Genomic DNA, 18,722 nt, shown 5'->3' with positions numbered 1-18,722 from the left:
TGTTAACCACAAAGGGGTTACATTCTTTTCAAGCATCTGGGGTTGCCTAAAATTCATGCCTTTTCCAAAATAGGAAATTATTAAAATTCATAGAGATAGCGTTCTATATCCTGACGTCACGTAAAGAGGAGTAGAATATAATTTTCTTTTTGGTTAAAATTTATTCTTTTCGATCAAAAAGACGAACTATGCCTTGTATTCGGATTCTAGGTATGGGGAAATATTTACCTCAGAATAAGGTTTTATCATCAGCACTGGATGTAACACTCGGTTTATCCCCTGGTAGTGTAGAAAAAAAATCTGGTCTTGTATCCCGCCATTTTGCTTCACCTCACGAAACAACCTCTTATATGGGTGCACAAGCTGCTCTTGAGGCTGTAAAAAATGCCCATCTCAAATTAACGGATATTGATGTGATTGTTAGTGCCTGCGGTGTGGGTGAACAGGCTATTCCATCTACTTCGGCCTTAATTCAAAAGCAGTTAGGGCTAGAGACCTCAGGAATTGCCTGTTTTGATATCAACAGCACTTGTCTTAGTTTTTTAACCGCTTTGGAGACGATCGGTTACTTAATTGAGGGAGGGCGTTTCAGGCGGGCACTTATTGTATCAAGCGATATTCCTTCATTTGGCCTTAATTGGCAGGATATGGAAACCTGTACCATTTTTGGCGATGGTGCCGCTGCTTGTATTATAGAAAAAAGTGAGGGTACAAGCAGAATCCTTAGTACACACATGGAGACTCATAGTATCGGTTCGACCTACTGTCGCCTGGAAGCAGGAGGTACTCGTATTCTTCCATCTCATCCTGAGCATCAACGCTACGCAGTATTTGATATGGATGGTAAAAAAGTATTTAAATTAGCAAGCCGGTTAGTTGCCCATACTAAAGAAATCGTATTTAACAAAGCAGGGTTAACCATGGATGCGATTAACTGGTTTATACCTCATCAGGCCAGCAAACTCGCCATGCATCATGTCCGTAAAAATCTTCGTATCCCTGGTGAAAAATTTGTTGATATCTATGCAACGCATGGCAATCAAATGGCTGCCTCTATCCCTACGGTTCTTTACTCCCTTATTGAAAGCAAAAAATTGCAACGAGGCCATCTAATCTATTTTATGGGAACTGGTGCAGGGATTTCCTCCGGCGGCATGATTATGGAATATTAACATGATTTCGATTGTTACTGGGGCAACCGGTTGCCTGGGGCTAAATTTAACCAGGCGCTTAATACAAGAAGGACACGATGTGATTGCTTTGGGCCGCAATGAACATCTTGGCAAAATTGTTTCTCAACTTGGTGCCCAATTTATTCCTATGGATTTGGCAGAAAAAGAGAAACTAAAAAAAATATCGGCCAACGCTGATCTTATTTTTCATTGTGCGGCCCGCTCAAGTATTTGGGGCGCCTACAGAGAGTTTTATCAAGCCAATGTGATTGGTACTCAAAATATTATTGAAGCAACGCCCAGCCATGCTCGATTAATACATGTTTCATCGCCGAGTATCTACTTTGATTTTACGGAAAAGCACGGTATTAAAGAGGATGCACCGTTACCCCGAAAACCAGCCAATCACTACATACAGACCAAGCTATTGGCTGAACGACTCATTGATGAGGCTTACCAAAAGAAAAATTTACGGGTTATCACCATTCGACCCCGTGCAATTTTTGGCCCTTACGATCTCGCTATTGTCCCGCGAATTTTACAATCAGAAAGAAAGGGTGTGCTACCGGTTATTGGCAATGGTCACAACATCATCGATATTACTTATGTGGATAATGTTGTAGAAAGTTTAGTATTGGCAGCAACTGCCAGTAACAACGTGGAAGGCAAAAAATACAACATCACGAATGACGAACCTAAAACGCTAATAGCGATTTTATCAATGGTTTTTACAGCCCTCCACAAATCACTGCAAGTTAACTACCTACCTTATCAACGTGCCAGGGTAATCGCGTATTGTTTAGAAAATTTCTATCGCTTATTCCGTTTAAAGCAAGAGCCGCCACTTACCTGTTATAGTGCCGGTGTATTAGCGTTAGGGCAAACCCTCAACATTGATGCTGCGAAACAGGACTTGCACTATAAACCACTCCTCAATATTGAACAGGGTATTGAGATGTTTGCTGAATGGTATCAAGATTTATGATTAGCTATCACTTATTTGAAGTGGGTTCTTGCCGTCATTGCGAAAGAATGACCATGACAAAGGGGCAGTTCAAACAACGGGAATACCCTTCGACCTGTGCGTTAATAAAGCACAAAACGCAGGGTTATATTTTATTTGATACAGGCTATAGTGCACGCTTTTTTCATCTTACCAAGTATTTTCCCTATTCCTTGTACCGACGTTTAACCCCCGTTACTTTGAACCAATCACTTAAACAGCAACTCCTTGCAATCAACATTCAGCCAACGGATATTAATTATATTGTGATCTCACATTTCCATGCTGATCATATTGGCGGCTTACGGGATTTTCCGAAGGCAAAATTCATTTGCCACCAGGATGCTATTCATGATGTTAAATCCAAGAAAGGGTTTAGAGCCTTGTTACAAGGTTTTTTACCCGGCTTGTTGCCCAAGAATTTTTATGAACGCCTGATTGTACTTGGCAAAGAGGAAGTCACCCTGGAAAAAGAACTTTCTCCTTTTACTAGCGGATTTGATTTATTTGGCGATAAGCAAGTTTTCGCTATTCCCTTACCAGGACATGCCAAAGGTCAAATTGGACTGTATTTTAAAGCTGAAAAAGCTACTTTTTTAATCGCCGACAGTTGCTGGCATCAAGAAGCCTACGAGGAACTGATTTATCCCAGTAACCTGACCTATTTGGTTCACGATAATAAGGAACAATACATCCAAACCATAGCCAATCTTCATTTGCTTTATAAACAAAATCTAGACCTCGATATCATCCCTACACATTGCCTCCATACACGTGAACGGATTAGAGAAAAACGATCATGATAATCCGCATCCTTTATTACTATTACAAAACTATTTTTCTGAAAACCTATTTAAACTCGCGTGAAAAATTACTTAAGTATCAAAAAAAACAATTTAATAAACTCGCTAAAAGCACATTAAAAAATTCTCCGTTTTATCGCAACTATCTGGATAAGCCTTTCCAGGAATGGCCAATTATTAATAAACATCTCATGATGGAACATTTTGATGAAATCAATACAAGGCAAATTAAAAAAGATGACGCATTCGCTATTGCGCTAAAAGCAGAAACAACGCGGGATTTTTCACCACTCTTGAATGATATCGCAGTGGGCTTATCCTCAGGAACCTCAGGCTCAAGAGGTTTATTTTTGACTAGCCCAAGAGAACGTGATGCCTGGGTGGGAACTATTCTTGCCAAAGCATTGCCTGATGGATTAAAGACTGAAGAACGAATAGCCTTCTTTTTACGGGCAAATAATCAATTGTATACACATCTTGGTAAAAGCAAAAAAATCAAATTTTATTTTTTTGATTTACTTGATGATTTGGATCAACATATCAAGAAGCTGAATGTTATTCAGCCAACCATTTTATCGGCACCTGCCAGTGTCTTATTGATGCTCGCTAAACAAAGGCATCGTCTTACTATCCAACCACCGAAAAAAATAATTTCTGTTGCTGAAGTATTGGAAAAAAGCGATGAGATCGTTATCAGCAAGGCGTTTAATCAGCCAGTTACCCAAATTTATCAATGCACAGAGGGATTTCTTGCTATTAGCGACAAAACAACCAATGCGTTAGTGATGAATGAAGAGTTTTTAATTATTGAAAAAGAATGGCTCGATGGGACTCGTTTTGTTCCTATCGTGACTGATTTACTTAGAACAACACAACCCGTGATTCGCTATCGTCTGGATGATGTGCTTGTAGCAAAAAAAACAGACGCTGTTTTTACGGAATTAACTGCTATTGAAGGTCGTCTTGATGATGTCCTCTATGGTAAGCGAGGGTCTGAAATCATCCCCATTTTTGCCGATACCATGCGTCAGAAAATGGCTGGCAGTCCGCTGGATTTTGAGGATTACCATATTGTTCAATTGACACTGGATCAATTTAGTATCCGGGTATTTCCTGAGCCAGAAAATAAAACACTACTCATCGATCATTTAAATCAGTTATTCAAACAAAAAAACTGTTTGATCCCAACCTGGCAATGGCAGGATTATGAAGAACAACCATCAGGCAGCAAACGGCGACGGATCCAATCCAGGTTTAAGGCCATAGCGGATACTTTTGAAGGCGTCGATTTAACGAGGAAAAATAAATGAACGTACTTGTCACTGGCAGTCGTGCTCCTGCGAGCATGGATATTATGCGAAGCCTGCTTAGTCAAGGTCATGACGTGTATAGCGCGGATAGCATGAACTTTCCCCTGGGACGCTTTGTTAAGGGAATGAGAAAACATTTCACCCTGCCTAAACCCAATCGCAATCCAGCCAACTTTCTCAATGCCCTCAAAACCATCCTTATTGATAATAAAATTGACTTGCTTATTCCTACCTGTGAAGAAATTTTTTTTATTAGCCAGGGACATGACGAATTATCCAGGTACACCAGATTATTATGTGAACCTTTTGAGCGTTTAAATCAACTACATAACAAATATGCGTTTAATCAACTGATCCATGAATATGGTTTGGCTGCCCCAGAAAGCTGGTTATTGACGGTTGAAGAAGACAAGAAAAAAATTCCACCGCATCAAGCGATCATTTTAAAACCAGTCTTTTCCCGTTTTGGTTCCCATGTCATTATCAAGCCGAGTCAAAAGACAATTGATGAATTGCCGCTTAAGGTGCCTTATCTCGCGCAGCGCTTTTTAAGCGGCAAAGAATATTGCGCTTATGCCATTGCTCATGAGGGAGACGTATTAATACAGTCTTGCTATCATCCTAAATACACCGCAGGTCCTGCGGCGGGCATTTATTTTGAACCGGTTGACATAGAGTCCATTACCCAGTTTATTAAGACTTTTTGTGCGAATTATAAATTTAACGGACAAATTGCTTTTGATTTTATTTTAGAGGATAACAAGGCCTTTGTTTTAGAATGTAATCCAAGAGCCACGAGCGGCTTTCATCTTATTGCTAAACAAATTAACTGGTCTGACCTTTTAGACGGACAACGACAACCCTACCAGTTACCGGTACAACCTTTTATGCTTGGACTTGGGATGAAGCTGCATGGCTCAAAATATTTACGGAAAGATCCAAAACGGTTTATCGCAGATTATCAAAAAGCACATGATATCTTAAAAGATAAAGCTTATCCCTGGCTTGGCCTAAAAAGCATGATTACCCTTAGCAATATTTTATTACGGATGATTAAAGAGAAGAAAAATTTCCACAGCGCATCCACTGATGATATTGAATTTAATGGTGAAAAATAACAGCCATGAACTTTAATGACAAAAGCCTAAAATACAGTGACCCATTTGTCCTTTCAGCCAGCAACGAATGGATCTCAAATGTTGAAACCAAAATGATGACAGTAGAAATGGGGGGCTTTGTATTTCCAGTTACCATTAATGAAAAAGAATATCGTTCATCCTACGTTTGCTCTCCTTATAACGCCCTTGTGACTTATGGTCAGGATGAACTTTTCAAAATTAAAAATTACCCGTTACGCCTGTTTTTAAGCCTCCTTATGAAAACACTGGGCAAGTTGCTCCGGCTGGGCGAGATTAATAAGAATCTCTGTATTAATAATTTTTTGTTATCGACAAATCCCTATCCTGATTGGAAGGGTGATGGTGCTGAAGAAGCAAGAAAGAAAATTCAGTCTTTATACCCGCAACATGCAATCATGTATCGCTCATTGAATAAACATACCAATGAAGCGCTAATCCAACAATTAGCCAAATTGGATTTCATGCTGGTTGCATCGCGGCAAGTCTATATTTTTGACTCCAAATTATGCGATTTTAAACAAAGAAATAATACCCAAAATGATCGTCGTGCTTTGATGAAAGGCAACTACAAGCTGGTTAGCCATGAACAAATTAGCCACAATGATTATCCTGTTATCGTTACTCTTTATAATAAGCTCTATTTGGAAAAATATTCACAGCACAACCCTCAATTTAGTGAGAAGCTGATTGAGTATTGGCATAAAAATCAATTGTTAACGATGTTTGGTTTGAGGGATCAAGCTGGTGTTTTGCAAGGGGTTATCGGCATTTTTGAAAGCGAAAAGGTCATTACTGCGCCCCTGGTCGGATACAACACCCATCTACCGAATCAAAACGCACTGTATCGAATTTTGATCTATTTGATACTCGATTATAGTGAGAAAAAGGGATGCTGTTTAAACCTAAGCTCTGGTGCCTCGGAGTTTAAATTATTACGTGGCGGTCAACCCTTCATAGAATATTCAGCGATCTACATCAAGCATTTACCACTTTATAGACGGTTCACCTGGAAAGCCATAAGGGTGCTATTAAATTGGCTCTTTGTCCCCATTGTGAAAAGGTACAAATTATGAACTTATCGCAATTAAAAACCCAATGGTTGCCAATTGGGCCTGTCAAAAAAATTTCCTCTCGTCCACAGCGCTTTTTATTGTTTGGGATGCCGTTGGTCATCTTTCGTGTGAAGGAAAAAATTGTTGCCTTGCAGGATTTTTGTCCGCACCGCGGTGCGCCTTTATCCGCCGGCAAATTAAATGGCGAGGTACTGCAATGTGCCTATCACGGTTGGCGTTTTAATACCTCTGGCGAGTGTATCGATGTTCCGGGTTTAGCTAAAATAAACTGTGCCAATAAACGCGTGCCTGCTTACCCCACAAAAACGCATCTAGGTTTGGTTTTTGTTTGCCTGGAAAAAAATGAGGATACCTTACCTCTGTACGAAATTCCTGCCCTGCAAACAAGACAATATCATTCGCATTTACTCCAATTAAAATTACAAGGAGAGGTATTAAACATTCTGGAAAATGTGTTGGATGCTACTCATACTCATTTTGTCCATGCAGGGTTACTCCGGCATGATGATCAAAGACAATCAGTAACAGCAACACTGAATGTGAATCAAGTGAGTGCTGAAATACGTTATGACAACGAACCGAAACAATCAGGTTGGGTAAGCTCCCTTTTTGAAAAAAATCGCAAATGTTCTATCGGCCGTTTCCACTTGCCCTTAATTGCCGAGCTTGAATACCACAGTCATCAGCATTTAACGGTTGCCTTTACCTTTTTCTTAAGCCCTGCTACTTCGACAGATGAACATCAGGTTTTTTTCCTTATCAGTTATCGAAAAAACTGGCTCCCTGGCTGGATAAAGAAACTATTTTTCCTGCCATTTGTGAAGTTGGCTCTCAAACAAGATAAATCGATATTAAAGAAACAGGCGATGAATCATGTCTATTTTCCCGATAATCGCTTTAAATCAACCGAATTAGACATTATACGCCCGCATATCGAACGTCTTTTGGATGGCAAAGCGATAGACTATCAAAAAACATTTAAAATCAATTTATAGTGGCAATTAATCGCTGTTTTAAAAAGGATTGGATAACAGACCTACATTACAATATTATATAATTCACAATGAGTTAGCATTCACCTCTGCAACCATTTTCCAGTGAGGAAGTACACCCAATGTTTAGCAAAGCGTTATTAAATGCAACCTACAAAAATGGCAAACCCGGTCAACTGACTGCGGAACACGAACGAGCTGAGCATCACCGTTTTAAATCAGAGTATCTGTTTAAAAATAAAAAGATACCCAAGGATTTATATGCCTCACGATTGATCCAGCAATTTTTGATTATCAAAGCCATAGAAAATAAATTGCAGAGTTCGGAAACAGATAAAACGGTCATCAGCGCATTTTTTTCGTTATCTTATCTGGATCAATTATGGCGTACTCCAGCCATGGAAGAGGATTTACGACAATTGGGGGTTAATCCTGATGAAATTTCTAAGGACGAGATAACAGAAGCAACTAAAAAATATCTTGGAGACATAGAAAAATTAACACCTAAAACCCTGCTCGCGCATTTTTTAGTGCATGTTGCCGGTTTTATGCATGGCGGGTACATTGTTCAATCGAAATATATCAAGCCCAGTAATCGTTTAACCGCTTATCAAATACCGGCGAAACAATATGATTTTTCCTCCTCGAACCCATTTTTATCGACAGGAAGGCGTACCCCATTAGGGCTTTATCAGGACATGATGGAACAGGTCGATAAGATAGAGATAAATGGTGATGAGTATGTAGAGGTTTTGGCTCAATGCCAAAGTATTTATGCAACCATGGCAAGTATCTATGATAACTTGTGTGATATGCAGGCTCAGCAACCAACCCTATCGACTCATTCCATTGCTGTTTTTGGTTCCAGTATCCTTGTTCTTGCATTGATTATAAAATTACTGGCAGATTTCCTAAATCCAATCATGACAAATCATATCTCCCATGGGCCTATGTCAGGCCCGTAAATTGGTTGGACTATCCAACTTGCCAGATTCCGCAGTTACATTGAAGTAAAGGTATTTGAACCTGCGGGATCGTTTTTATTGATTGAATGTTAATTTTAAAGAAAAAGCATTGCGAGAGGCTTTATTTTCACCATGAATGAAATTCCTGCCAGTGATAATATTGATCGTTTGATTTTGAATAAAGGCATGAGCAAAACTGCCATCAATGGTAATCATTTTAGAGAGGTCATACCCCATTGATGCGCCTGCAATAATCCCATTGCCAGTGGTTATCTGATAATGACTGTTTCCAGGATTTTGATTGTAATTTGCTGCAACTCGGATGACCCATTTGGGCGTTATACGATAGTGGCTACCAATCGTAAAAAGCCAGGTATCACGAAAATGATAAGGCACTTTGGCATTCAAAATTATTGGCTCAGAGCCTAGTCTTGCCGCTATACCATGAATATCTATCTCATTGAATAGACTCCATTGAATACGTTGAACAGTACCGATAAATCCTAGAGAAGGTGTTACAAAGTGATTGATAGAAAGCACAGATCGTGCTGGAGTCCAAAAAGTAAACGAATAAGCATTAGAAACAAGGTCAGGATTGCCTGCCAGGACACTTCTGCCGCTGAATCGATAGGTAACCGAACTGCGGTAATTAAATCCAATGAGGGTTGCCTTGTTTGGCTTTAGTAAAAAACCAATGTCTCCTCCTAAACCATAACTGCTCGCTTCATTATGATTTTGCGCATCAGGGATGTTTAAACTGGGAAATCCAGAAATTGGTTTTAAAATAAAATTCACATGGGATAGAGATACCCCTATACCGACTGAAAAAAATTCATTTAGCTTCAATCCTAATGCGGGAACCACATCGATATCCTGAATGCTATTACCGGATTGGGCATAGCGTAGAATGGAGTGTTCTTCAATATTCCTGTTAAAAGAATTAGATAAAACAGCCACTCCCAATGTCACCTTATTCTTAGTCGGCAAGCCTGCGTAAAAAGAAGGTAAATAATAATTCGTTTTTGCAGCTGAATGACCAAACTGGGTGAACCCGGTTGCTGATTGTATTGATTGGCCAGTAAAATGGGTATGAAAAGAGGCAACTGAACCCAGTGCTATCAATTGAAATTTGCTTAAAAGTGTTAAAGCGGCTGGATTGTAATAAGCCGCCGTCGCATCATTAACAACTGCTGTTCCCAGGGTCGATTCAATGAAAGACGCATGGAGCGTTAGAGGGAATAATAACCATAAGAAAACAAAATTCTGGATTTTTATAGTCCACCGATTATCCATGTAAATCCCTGTAATAAAGTCCCTGGGCAGCTGCTAACACCCATATTAAATGCTTTATAGTTAGGATGTAATAAATTTTCTACGAAAGATGGCTTATACGAAAAAGAGAGCAGTCATTCGAAGAGTAATTCAGAAAGGTGCTGTGTAACATTGACCATTCGCCAGGGTGCCAATGGTCAACCTAAGCTTTTAAGGTAACTTATAGGGCGTTTGATTCATTTCCAGTTTGCTATGCGTGATGCACCATGATTCTAGCATTTTTGTTCGCAGTGCTAATTGCTCTGCCATGAGAGAGTTAGTCCCGTCCACACCTGTTTGATTGATTGTTTTCATCGCCTGCTCAATTAAATCGTTAAAAGAGATTGTCTTATCTTTTAGTTGAATTTTTGCTATTGCATCTCCTCGGGTTAAGGCAACACCAAAATGGAGCGTATCGAAAAGGAAATGGGAAATTTTAGGATTTAAACCATGCGTCGTTGAAAGAAAATCTTTCATGAAATGATCAAAAGATACTTCATCGACTATCAACGTATTGGTATTTAAATTTACTCCAACAGTCACACTTGGAAAAAGTGCCTGAATGAGGAGCAATAAACCTTCCTTGATCTCAGAGGGAATATTAGGATTGGCACAAAAATCATTCCCACTAACAGGTTCATAGAGCGTTTCCAATAGAGACAGATAATCATCCTGCTGCCATTGTTCGGGCTTATAATGAGCCTCATCAGTCATTACAAAGTGCTCAAGATTAATATCCGAGTCATAAGAGTTACATAAATCGACTAGTGTTGCCTCAATCTTCAGAAGCAGTTTTTCTGTAAAGCATTTTTGTTTAAGGTAGGATCTTAAGGCAAGCGCTTCATCAGGCTTATCGCATTTTGTATTGAGTGGACATGATGCAATAAAGGATTGTGGCAGCGCTAATGCACTGGATAAAATACTGCCGAGGGTGTAATGGATGATTTTACCAGACTGCTGACTTTTAGCATGGCAGATAAACGTGGCGTCACAAACGCTGGATTCCTGTTCTGCCTCAATTTCAAATGCCAGAATAGCAGCCAGCAAAGCCTTATTTTTCCCCGTTAGTGCAGCAATAACCTCAGGATTGGTCAGTATTTCCTGCATTTTGGCGTTATTACCGGTATATTGCACATTGGCATATAGCCCCCTTAGCTGATCACGCAGTGCCATTACTTCTTTCTCATAGGTTGCCATCAGTTGTTTACGCGTTGCGGCAAATTCATTACCTGACAATCTTATTTTCAAATGCGAGATTAATTCTGCCAAATCAAAATGCGTACGATGATTTCCACGTAAACTTGATTGCATTACTACCTGTTTGAGACCTCTCGAATTCAGGGTATTCAGTTCAATTAAATTTTCTGTAAAGGATAAATAACTCGTTGGATAGATCGCCTCTAGTATTTGGGTGACTTCATGAAGGCGATAAGGGGGTGCTAAGGCCACTATTTCTCTTATCATAAAAGGCATATCGGAGAATTGTGGGTATTTTCTAAAAAACGCTTTAAAGTCGCTGATATCCCCTTTTTCAATCAAGGCATATAATTCATCCACGTTAAAGGTTGTTTGAGTCTCAATAAAGTGGATTGAATCAATGTATTTGAACGACAAGGGTAAGCTGCTTGGAAAATCAATTTCCATATATTGATTAAGCGTTACAAAAAGAGAATCTAACTCGCCCTTCAACAATCCTTGTGCATCCAATTGGGAGAAATGCTCTACTATTTTTGATTTAATTAAGTTTCCCTCGGGTGTTGAAGGTATCAAATTGATAACATAGAAAAGATGGCAGAGACTTTCTTTAAACCCGTTGATACCATGATAGATTTCATTCGCTCCCGGGGTGGTAACCGTGACGGAGTGAGCAGTGCCTCCTCCCTCTTTATAAGTGAAAATATAGTTACACATTCCATGGTTTTGATAATCATTGTCCATAGTCATTTCCGGCGTTAATTGAATGTGTACAGGGACTTGTTGTCTTGCTACATAATCACCTAACTTAATAACAGCGTGGCGAAGATAGGATGGGGGTATTTTTCCCAGATTAAAATTGACACGACAGTAATGTTTTTCGGTCGTAAAGGCTGTTTTAAAAGGAGCTGTGCAAACCAAATCGTGATCTTGCATCGCCCTGTCTCTCTTATCAAGCTTGGTAGGCATATTGTTCATTCCTACATTGGAGCGCGCTGTTTCTGACAATAAATACGCAGCGCCCATAATACCCTGATAGTTTTCCGGCTTTTTGACATATTGACTTGTACCCTGGACAGGTAGAAAAAGGGGAACGCCATAGGGATAATCCGGGACATGGTGAGAATCCATGTATTTGAGCGCCAAGTAGGCCAGGCCAGGATTTTTAAGAAGTTCGTCATAGCGTGCTTGGGGTTTTGCATGCATCCAATAATCATACGTTTCTTGTTTAGCAAAAAAGGTTGAATAGACGCTATTGGCTCTATTAAATATTCGTAATGCACCCTGAAGATGGGTGATATCTTCAATTTCAACCTCAGAGTAGGAAGGTTTATCCGCTTTACGTGCTTGAATACTCTCATACAAGGCAGGATTATTTAATTTCCTTGCCAAGGATACATGTATATTGGTAACGATAAGAGATTGGTGATCAGCACCGCTTAAAAAAGAGTTTATAGTTTCTACGCGGAATTGGCTGCCTGGGTAAGAGGCCGCAATTAACAGAATACTTAGCCAGTCATGGTTATTTTTAGTGGCTATTTCTTGAAGGACAACTGGATCGGCCCCAGAAGCCAGTGCACAACTTAAAAATATGACACTATTATCGTTGGTAACCAGGGACGCTATTTCGTTACCCCTAAGCACTGACATAGACTTCATTATATTGCTTCTTGCCTGATCGGAGCAGAGGAATAAATCCAGGAGCAAGTCATGTTCCAGTAAACTCTTTAGATCACGTCCAGCTACTGTGTTTACAAGCGCTTTGTAATCGTTGGGAAAATAGTTAATGATAAATTTAAGGCTTTTATTGGTTAATGCTTCAAGGGAAAAATTGGGCAATAGAATGTTCGGATTTGTTTTGATTAATGCATAAAGTTTAGAATGAGGAATCTGTTCTGCACATAAATTAAGTAAGTCATATTCATTCATCATCCCTAATTCTTTCATGCGCTGTGCGATAAGAAGAATCGCTGAATGGTTATTTCCATCGATGGCAAAATGTAATAATGGCTTGATTTTATTACTATTAGCTGGAGATTTTATATAATCACTCAGAGGGGATAACTTTTCATTGCGAATAGCATACTTAACGTACTCATCAGCTTTCCGTTCAGCTTCAAGTTGTTGTCTCTCACTATTAATGCGCATTATTCCATTGCATATGGCGAGCCCTTGTTGAAGGGCTAATTTCTCATGAGGATCGTTTTCTATCTCTATTAAGTGCTCCACTGTTGATAAAAAGCCTGCGGTCAAAATGCTATCAAAATCCGCCTGGAGACACATTGATTGAACTAAATTAATAATGAATGGCGATCCACTTTTTACAGCACTCATGCAGAGATTTTCTTGATCCGGAGCAGGGAACTCAACCAGATCCAGTATCGCGTAGTGAGCTAATCTAAATATAGAATCCTGGGCTGCTTTTGCTACAGTCTCGCTGCCAGACCTGATAATTAAAGTGACTAAACTATATCCTTTATAAGAGGCCAATAGATTGGGGTGGTTGCTTATTAATTCGGCTAACTGTTGTTCCAGTTTATTTTTTTCAGTTGAATTTTTATTAGCAGCAAGCCACAGGAGGGCTTGTACCATAAGAAATAGTGAGTCATCTTGATTTTCTGGAGGCTCAATGGGAATGAAGAATCCCATATCATTTCCTGGTATTTCGTCGTTATTCGCATGGAGTGGCTGCTTCACCGCAGGCAATTCCAGGGGATTACGTTTAATGAGCGTTATGGCATCACCAAACGTTTCTGGAGAAGTCGAAACGCCGTGCAGCCTTACTAGTTCTGAAGCAAGATGATTTAAAAGAATATCAGTGGTGGATATCATGATTTAATTCTCCCATTGCAGCCCTGACAATCAAAAAAGCCAGTTTGGCTTCAAATTAATACAACTTGTTTTTTATGTATTCCAACGATTGTAAGGGGCGCGACTTAAGAGAGAATTTTTTGTTATACGCATTTTTTGCAAACAGGCGGGCTCGCGCTGCAGAAGAAATGCCCTCATTGAAGAGCTATCAGAGGAGTACAATTTATGGGAGTATGGCTACATAAATCGGTTTGGAGCCTCTGGTCAATGATCAAGCTTAAATTTTTAATCGGAGCAACAAATGCCTTATAGTGATTTATTAAAAAATATTTGGAATTTTATTTATGATCCTGAAACGGATCTTATTGAAAAAATCGAGCAATTCTTTCATAAAGATTACGAACAATGTATTAATGGCGTTAGAATGAATCGTGCCGAATATACTCAGCATGTTCTTGCACAAAGGCAAACGATGACAATCGATACGATTGATTACAAACATATCCTTGAAAAAGGAAACGAGCTTTTTGCAATTTATTATCCAATAGGAAAGAATAAAGGGGGGCTTCCTTTAGAAGCTGAAGTGATTGCCTACTTTCATTTTGAAAATCAGCAGTTACATAGAATACATGGACAAGTTCGCTTGCTTAAAGGCGATTTAACCGATGTTGATATGGAAAGTGCCTAGTCACGTACACTAAATCGCAAAATAGAGAACGGTATTTAAGTTAGGCTATCGAGAAAAGTTGTTTATTAAAAGGATTTAAAAATGAAACAAATAAGTACTTTGATAGTGACGTTTATATTTTTCGTTTCTTCTGCTTATAGTGAGATTAAGATAGGGACTCTTGCTTATGATCCGCCTTTCGTTATATCCCCTACCGAAGGGTTTGATATTGATTTGTCGCGGTTAATTTGCAAATACTTGCAAGAACAATGTCGATTAATGCAAAGAGCAAACACCAAACAATTATACCAGGCATTAGAAGAAGGAAAAATCGACCTGGCGATTGCTGGTATTACTATTTCCCAGGCTCGTCAAAATAATTTTGTTTTCACCTTGCCGTATATGCTGAATAAAAGTCAATTTTTAACTTTGAAAAGTAATAACATCAATTCAATCAATGAATTAAAAGGTACAACAGTAGGAGTGATACGAGACCAGCTCAGTGGCGGTGTTTTATATAATTATCTACTTAATCATTATCAGAAACAATTTAAAATCAATCAATATGGGAATGTGGAAGAGCTGTTAGCCTCTTTAAACAATAAGACCCTGTCAGCAGTCTTTCTTTATCGTTCGGACGTGAATTATTGGAACCAAAATGGTGGGGATTCATTTAAGCCGCTTGGTTCTGTGATCACCCTTGGAGAGGGGCTGGCGATCATGGCCTTACCGAAAAACAACCAATTAATTAGCCGTATCAATGCCGTATTGCTTCAAATGGAAAATAATAATATCTACCTGGCGGTCTATAAAACTTATTTTTCCAATGAATAAAACCACCGTGAAATAACAGGAGTCAATCTGGTTTTTAAGGGTGACTTAGAGAATCAAGAGGGGAGTGGCAATTCAAATAAGTCGATTGGTTTGGTAAGTTGCAAATCCCACTTCCTGTGGCCAACACATCCTTGTGTTATTTCCCTGTTTAATGGACTTCATGTCCTGGTATTTGCAACTTCCAATGATGCCAGTATGACTTAATTACTCCCCCGAGTCATTAAGATATACCAAGTAAGTCTTGTAAGAAATGTCTTACAAAAAAGCAGTGAGGTTAGTTACCCTTTTCATCGTCATCCCGTTTGTCGACCCAATAATCAGGAGGGCCTCCACGGGGTGTGGGTCTCGTAGGTAAAGGATTTAGCGTTGGGTTTTTCTTATTGCCGCTCGCTCTGGAAGCTTCTTTTTTTCGATTTGCAATGATAATTTTGTTCGCTGTATCAATTAAAAGGTTCCCTTTAACTATAAAAAATAAATCACTATCATGAATCGTCTGGTCAGTTTCAATTTTGCATACGACAAATAGTTTGGCATCCTTTTTATCATTGAATTGAGCAATGATTTCTTTTTCTAAGGACTCCGTGGTCTTCGCCATCACTTGGAAAATAAAGGGGGCTGCATTATTCAAATCGCCATTGCCTTCTGCATAGTGGGCATGGGTAATAGAAATGTTTGTTTTATTTAATTCATGCAATAACTCATTGTCGTCGTAGAGTCTATAAATAATTTTCTTTTTGGCGTCCTCATCAATAGATGCTTTTTGAGCCATAAAAAGTCTTGCTTCATTTGATTTATTAAAGGCAGCAATCAGTTTTTCTTCGCCTCTTGCATAGTGTTCGGTAATTTTATAGCGCATCTGATTTCCAAATACGTAGCCATTGATAATGGGGTGATGGCTCCATCAAGAAAGTTTAGCAACCCTGGCATAGGATGGATATAGATTCTACCCGCCTGGTTGCCGACAATTAGTCAGCACAGACCGGGGAAATTTTTTCTAAAATTTCCTCAATGGGTAATCCCATAACATTATAATAAGAGCCACGGATTTCTTTAACAAAGGTATCCCGTACCTGCTGGATACCATAGCCCCCGGCTTTATCAAAAGGTTCCCCCGAATTGATATAGTTCTCTATTTGATGTTCTGTAAGAGGGTGAAAACGAATGCTGGTTGTTACGTAATTAACATACCATTGTTGTTCTGGAAGAAAAATTAAGGCATACCCCGTATAGACTTCATGGGAGTTGCCGCTAAGCATGCGCAGCATTCTATAGGCATCGTTATAGTCAGTTGGCTTTTCTAAAATATGATTTTCATAAGCCACCGTGGTATCTGCTGCCAGAATGATATCAGCAGCGCCTGTTGGAACCTGCGATAAAATAGTGTGCGCTTTTTCTCTGGCGAGCCGGGTGACATAGGTTTTGGCATCCTCGCTTTCTTGCAGGATTTCTTCAATATTGGCGGGCATAACCACGGCAGTCAATCCATGGTCTTGCAATATCTGCAAACGTCTTGGGGATGCACTGGCCAGAATGATCTTTAATCGATGATTAGGTTTCATTAAAAATAGTTCATTACTTTAATCTTATTCCAATTCTATACTTCTTTGGCAAAAAATCGAATTATAGTCGGTTAAACGTTCCTCTGAACAAGGCGCCTCTTTGAGCTAGTTCTGCCCAATGTCTTTTCGCAGGGTATAACGGTTGTTTTGACCCTGTATGCGCCCTTTGATGGATGGTCGAATAGCCTATATAATCCTTATTACAAGTGGAAATCAATGGTGGACGAGGGCTCAACCATTGTCAGGTTAAGGATACCAATGGTTAAATCAGCTTTAATAATTGCACTGATGGTTTTTAGCATCATCACTCAAGCAGCCCTGCCTGCTGATCCAATTCAACGCTGCCTAGATGTTAGAAGGCTTGTGGACTTTACCTCGAAACAGAAAATGGCTGCCAAAGAGGCCCCCGGTGTCCTGCCTTTTAAATTTCATAAAATTTCAGCCTCTGAGTTGCCGCTAGTTAACCCGGTGGGCAATATGGATGAAGTGATCCAGGCATTAAAGAATCAAATTGAGAATTGCAATAAAAATCAGGGTGACTTTCAGACAGTGACTATTGACGGCCGTCAATTTAAACGCCAGGAGTGGTGCCTGAATACCAACAAAAAAATGCTCACTCTTGCAAAGGCTGCTCATGGTGATTTTAAAAACTATTTAACCAGCATTAAAAACGAGTTTGACTGGTATAAAAGCGATGGCTGGCCTGTCAATCATGCAGGATTTAAAAAGGGTGAATTTCAATTTACTGCCTATTACGCACCAGCCCCAGTCGAGGCACGCAGTCAACGTGGTGGACCCTTTCTACATCCGATCTACAGTAACCCCGGTGTGGTAAGTGTCGCATTGGAGTCCAAAAAACTTAATTTGAAAGCCCCTCTTTGCGGGGTTGAGCCGCTTACTAAAATGGTGCGTGGATTTTGTTTGAAAAATGCCGATGGTACGTACTCTATAGCGCCAGACCGGGAGGAAATTGCTCATGAGGCGTTACATCCAAAATATATCATTGGCTATGTTGAGGATCCGAACGACCCGCCTTTTTTGATGCTTCAAGGTTCTGGTTCATTAATGCTTGACGGCAAATTATTTCATATCAATTATGATGGCGCTAACGGCAGGCCGCGCACGATGCTGGGACGCATCGTCCAATGCGCACAAGATCCAACCTGCGGTGGCAACCTTGATACGATGGAACGTTGTGCCAAAGATCCTAAATGCCATGATGAAGCAAAGTTACGCTGCAACCTATCCAAAAAAATTAAACTAAGCGGGGCATCGGAAAAGCAAATTCGTCAGTTTTTAGATCACTCGCTTAACCAATCGAAAGCGGCCGACTTACGAAATCGCGATCAAAGCTATGTATTTTTTGCTAAAGAGGATGGTGGGCCTTACGGTTCAGAAAATATTACTCTAACGCCCCATGTATCCTGCGCAACCGATCATCGGGTAATACCGATCGGAATGAATTTTATTTATAACAGCAAAAAATCGACTTCATGGTGTGTAGCCCAAGATGCAGGCGGTGCCATTGTAGGGGCTCATGTTGACGTCTACAAGGGGGAGGGAACTCAAGCTGGTATAGAAGCCAATGCGCTCAATCACGCCGGCTCGTTATATGTGGCACTACCCAAACGTCAATAAGCCCAAACAGCCTTTGCCACAGCGATAGCACAGGGATAACCAAGGTTTTTGATTTGCCGTATGAAAACCTTGGGAAAGTCGACTGGCTGGTAAAGGTTAGACCTTTAGCCAGCCCCGGAACTCCCCTGATGTTATAGTAAGAGTCCACTAGTATTGCTGTCTTCTTGCCGCTCCTTAATAATGAACAATAGTATTCAGCTTCACTCGGTTGATGAGGTAGACCTGGTTAGGGTGGAGGCGGTGGTTACAGT

The 18,722-nt window shown here is 39.9% G+C and carries 15 protein-coding genes; 11 read left to right on the top strand and 4 right to left on the bottom strand.

The window, feature by feature from the left end; genetic code table 11:
- Positions 1 to 188 precede the first annotated feature (188 nt).
- The 8 genes from ACN4Z1_RS10970 (at position 189) to ACN4Z1_RS10935 (ending at position 8,457) form a co-directional block, all read left to right on the top strand.
- On the top strand, positions 189 to 1,172 hold the full coding sequence (locus tag ACN4Z1_RS10970) for a beta-ketoacyl-ACP synthase III (RefSeq protein WP_228363075.1): 984 nt from the start codon (positions 189 to 191) through the stop codon (positions 1,170 to 1,172).
- Between the two features lies 1 nt (position 1,173).
- Complete coding sequence (locus tag ACN4Z1_RS10965; RefSeq protein WP_419388140.1) at positions 1,174 to 2,157, top strand: NAD-dependent epimerase/dehydratase family protein; 984 nt, start codon at positions 1,174 to 1,176, stop codon at positions 2,155 to 2,157.
- Entirely contained in the window at positions 2,154 to 2,978 is an 825-nt protein-coding gene (locus ACN4Z1_RS10960) for an MBL fold metallo-hydrolase (RefSeq protein WP_228363073.1), read from the top strand. Before ACN4Z1_RS10965 ends, ACN4Z1_RS10960 begins: the two co-directional genes overlap by 4 nt.
- The gene (locus ACN4Z1_RS10955) at positions 2,975 to 4,288 is read left to right on the top strand and encodes a F390 synthetase-related protein (RefSeq protein ID WP_228363072.1); all 1,314 of its coding nucleotides are present in this window, start codon (positions 2,975 to 2,977) and stop codon (positions 4,286 to 4,288) included. The genes ACN4Z1_RS10960 and ACN4Z1_RS10955 overlap by 4 nt, the downstream gene beginning before the upstream one ends.
- Positions 4,285 to 5,406: an ATP-grasp domain-containing protein gene (locus ACN4Z1_RS10950; RefSeq protein ID WP_228363071.1), complete on the top strand. Its 1,122-nt coding sequence runs from the start codon at positions 4,285 to 4,287 to the stop codon at positions 5,404 to 5,406. Before ACN4Z1_RS10955 ends, ACN4Z1_RS10950 begins: the two co-directional genes overlap by 4 nt.
- A 92-nt stretch (positions 5,407 to 5,498) precedes the next feature.
- Positions 5,499 to 6,500: a hypothetical protein gene (locus ACN4Z1_RS10945; protein WP_228363070.1), complete on the top strand. Its 1,002-nt coding sequence runs from the start codon at positions 5,499 to 5,501 to the stop codon at positions 6,498 to 6,500.
- Positions 6,497 to 7,495: an aromatic ring-hydroxylating oxygenase subunit alpha gene (locus ACN4Z1_RS10940; RefSeq protein WP_228363069.1), complete on the top strand. Its 999-nt coding sequence runs from the start codon at positions 6,497 to 6,499 to the stop codon at positions 7,493 to 7,495. Before ACN4Z1_RS10945 ends, ACN4Z1_RS10940 begins: the two co-directional genes overlap by 4 nt.
- A 119-nt stretch (positions 7,496 to 7,614) precedes the next feature.
- Positions 7,615 to 8,457: a biliverdin-producing heme oxygenase gene (locus ACN4Z1_RS10935; RefSeq protein WP_228363068.1), complete on the top strand. Its 843-nt coding sequence runs from the start codon at positions 7,615 to 7,617 to the stop codon at positions 8,455 to 8,457.
- Between the two features lie 75 nt (positions 8,458 to 8,532).
- Here ACN4Z1_RS10935 and ACN4Z1_RS10930 read toward each other — a convergent pair whose 3' ends face one another.
- Together ACN4Z1_RS10930 and ACN4Z1_RS10925 are read right to left on the bottom strand one after the other, a co-directional pair.
- On the bottom strand, positions 8,533 to 9,750 hold the full coding sequence (locus ACN4Z1_RS10930) for an OmpP1/FadL family transporter (RefSeq protein WP_228363067.1): 1,218 nt from the start codon (positions 9,748 to 9,750) through the stop codon (positions 8,533 to 8,535).
- A 189-nt stretch (positions 9,751 to 9,939) separates the two neighbouring features.
- Entirely contained in the window at positions 9,940 to 13,794 is a 3,855-nt protein-coding gene (locus ACN4Z1_RS10925; RefSeq protein WP_228363066.1) for a hypothetical protein, read from the bottom strand.
- Between the two features lie 280 nt (positions 13,795 to 14,074).
- On the opposite strand from ACN4Z1_RS10925, the gene ACN4Z1_RS10920 reads away from it, so the two are divergent.
- Both ACN4Z1_RS10920 and ACN4Z1_RS10915 read left to right on the top strand, forming a co-directional pair.
- On the top strand, positions 14,075 to 14,461 hold the full coding sequence (locus tag ACN4Z1_RS10920; RefSeq protein WP_228363065.1) for a hypothetical protein: 387 nt from the start codon (positions 14,075 to 14,077) through the stop codon (positions 14,459 to 14,461).
- Positions 14,462 to 14,542: 81 nt separating this feature from the next.
- Positions 14,543 to 15,274 carry a transporter substrate-binding domain-containing protein gene (locus ACN4Z1_RS10915; RefSeq protein WP_228363064.1) on the top strand — a complete coding sequence of 244 codons (732 nt, stop codon included), beginning with the start codon at positions 14,543 to 14,545 and terminating at the stop codon, positions 15,272 to 15,274.
- A gap of 274 nt (positions 15,275 to 15,548) precedes the next feature.
- Here ACN4Z1_RS10915 and ACN4Z1_RS10910 read toward each other — a convergent pair whose 3' ends face one another.
- Together ACN4Z1_RS10910 and ACN4Z1_RS10905 are read right to left on the bottom strand one after the other, a co-directional pair.
- Complete coding sequence (locus ACN4Z1_RS10910) at positions 15,549 to 16,130, bottom strand: hypothetical protein (protein ID WP_228363063.1); 582 nt, start codon at positions 16,128 to 16,130, stop codon at positions 15,549 to 15,551.
- Between the two features lie 109 nt (positions 16,131 to 16,239).
- Positions 16,240 to 16,833 carry a Maf family protein gene (locus ACN4Z1_RS10905; protein ID WP_228363062.1) on the bottom strand — a complete coding sequence of 198 codons (594 nt, stop codon included), beginning with the start codon at positions 16,831 to 16,833 and terminating at the stop codon, positions 16,240 to 16,242.
- Positions 16,834 to 17,091: 258 nt separating this feature from the next.
- Between ACN4Z1_RS10905 and ACN4Z1_RS10900 the strand changes: the two genes are divergently transcribed.
- A complete protein-coding gene (locus ACN4Z1_RS10900) occupies positions 17,092 to 18,471 on the top strand; it encodes an MltA domain-containing protein (protein WP_228363061.1) in 1,380 nt (459 codons plus the stop codon).
- The last annotated feature ends 251 nt before the right edge of the window (positions 18,472 to 18,722 follow it).

It is taken from the genome of Legionella sp. ST3F1, from assembly GCF_048553315.1.
Taxonomy (GTDB): domain Bacteria; phylum Pseudomonadota; class Gammaproteobacteria; order Legionellales; family Legionellaceae; genus Tatlockia; species Tatlockia donaldsonii.
Note: the sequence above shows the minus strand (reverse complement) of the source record. Positions and strands in the feature narration are given on the sequence as shown.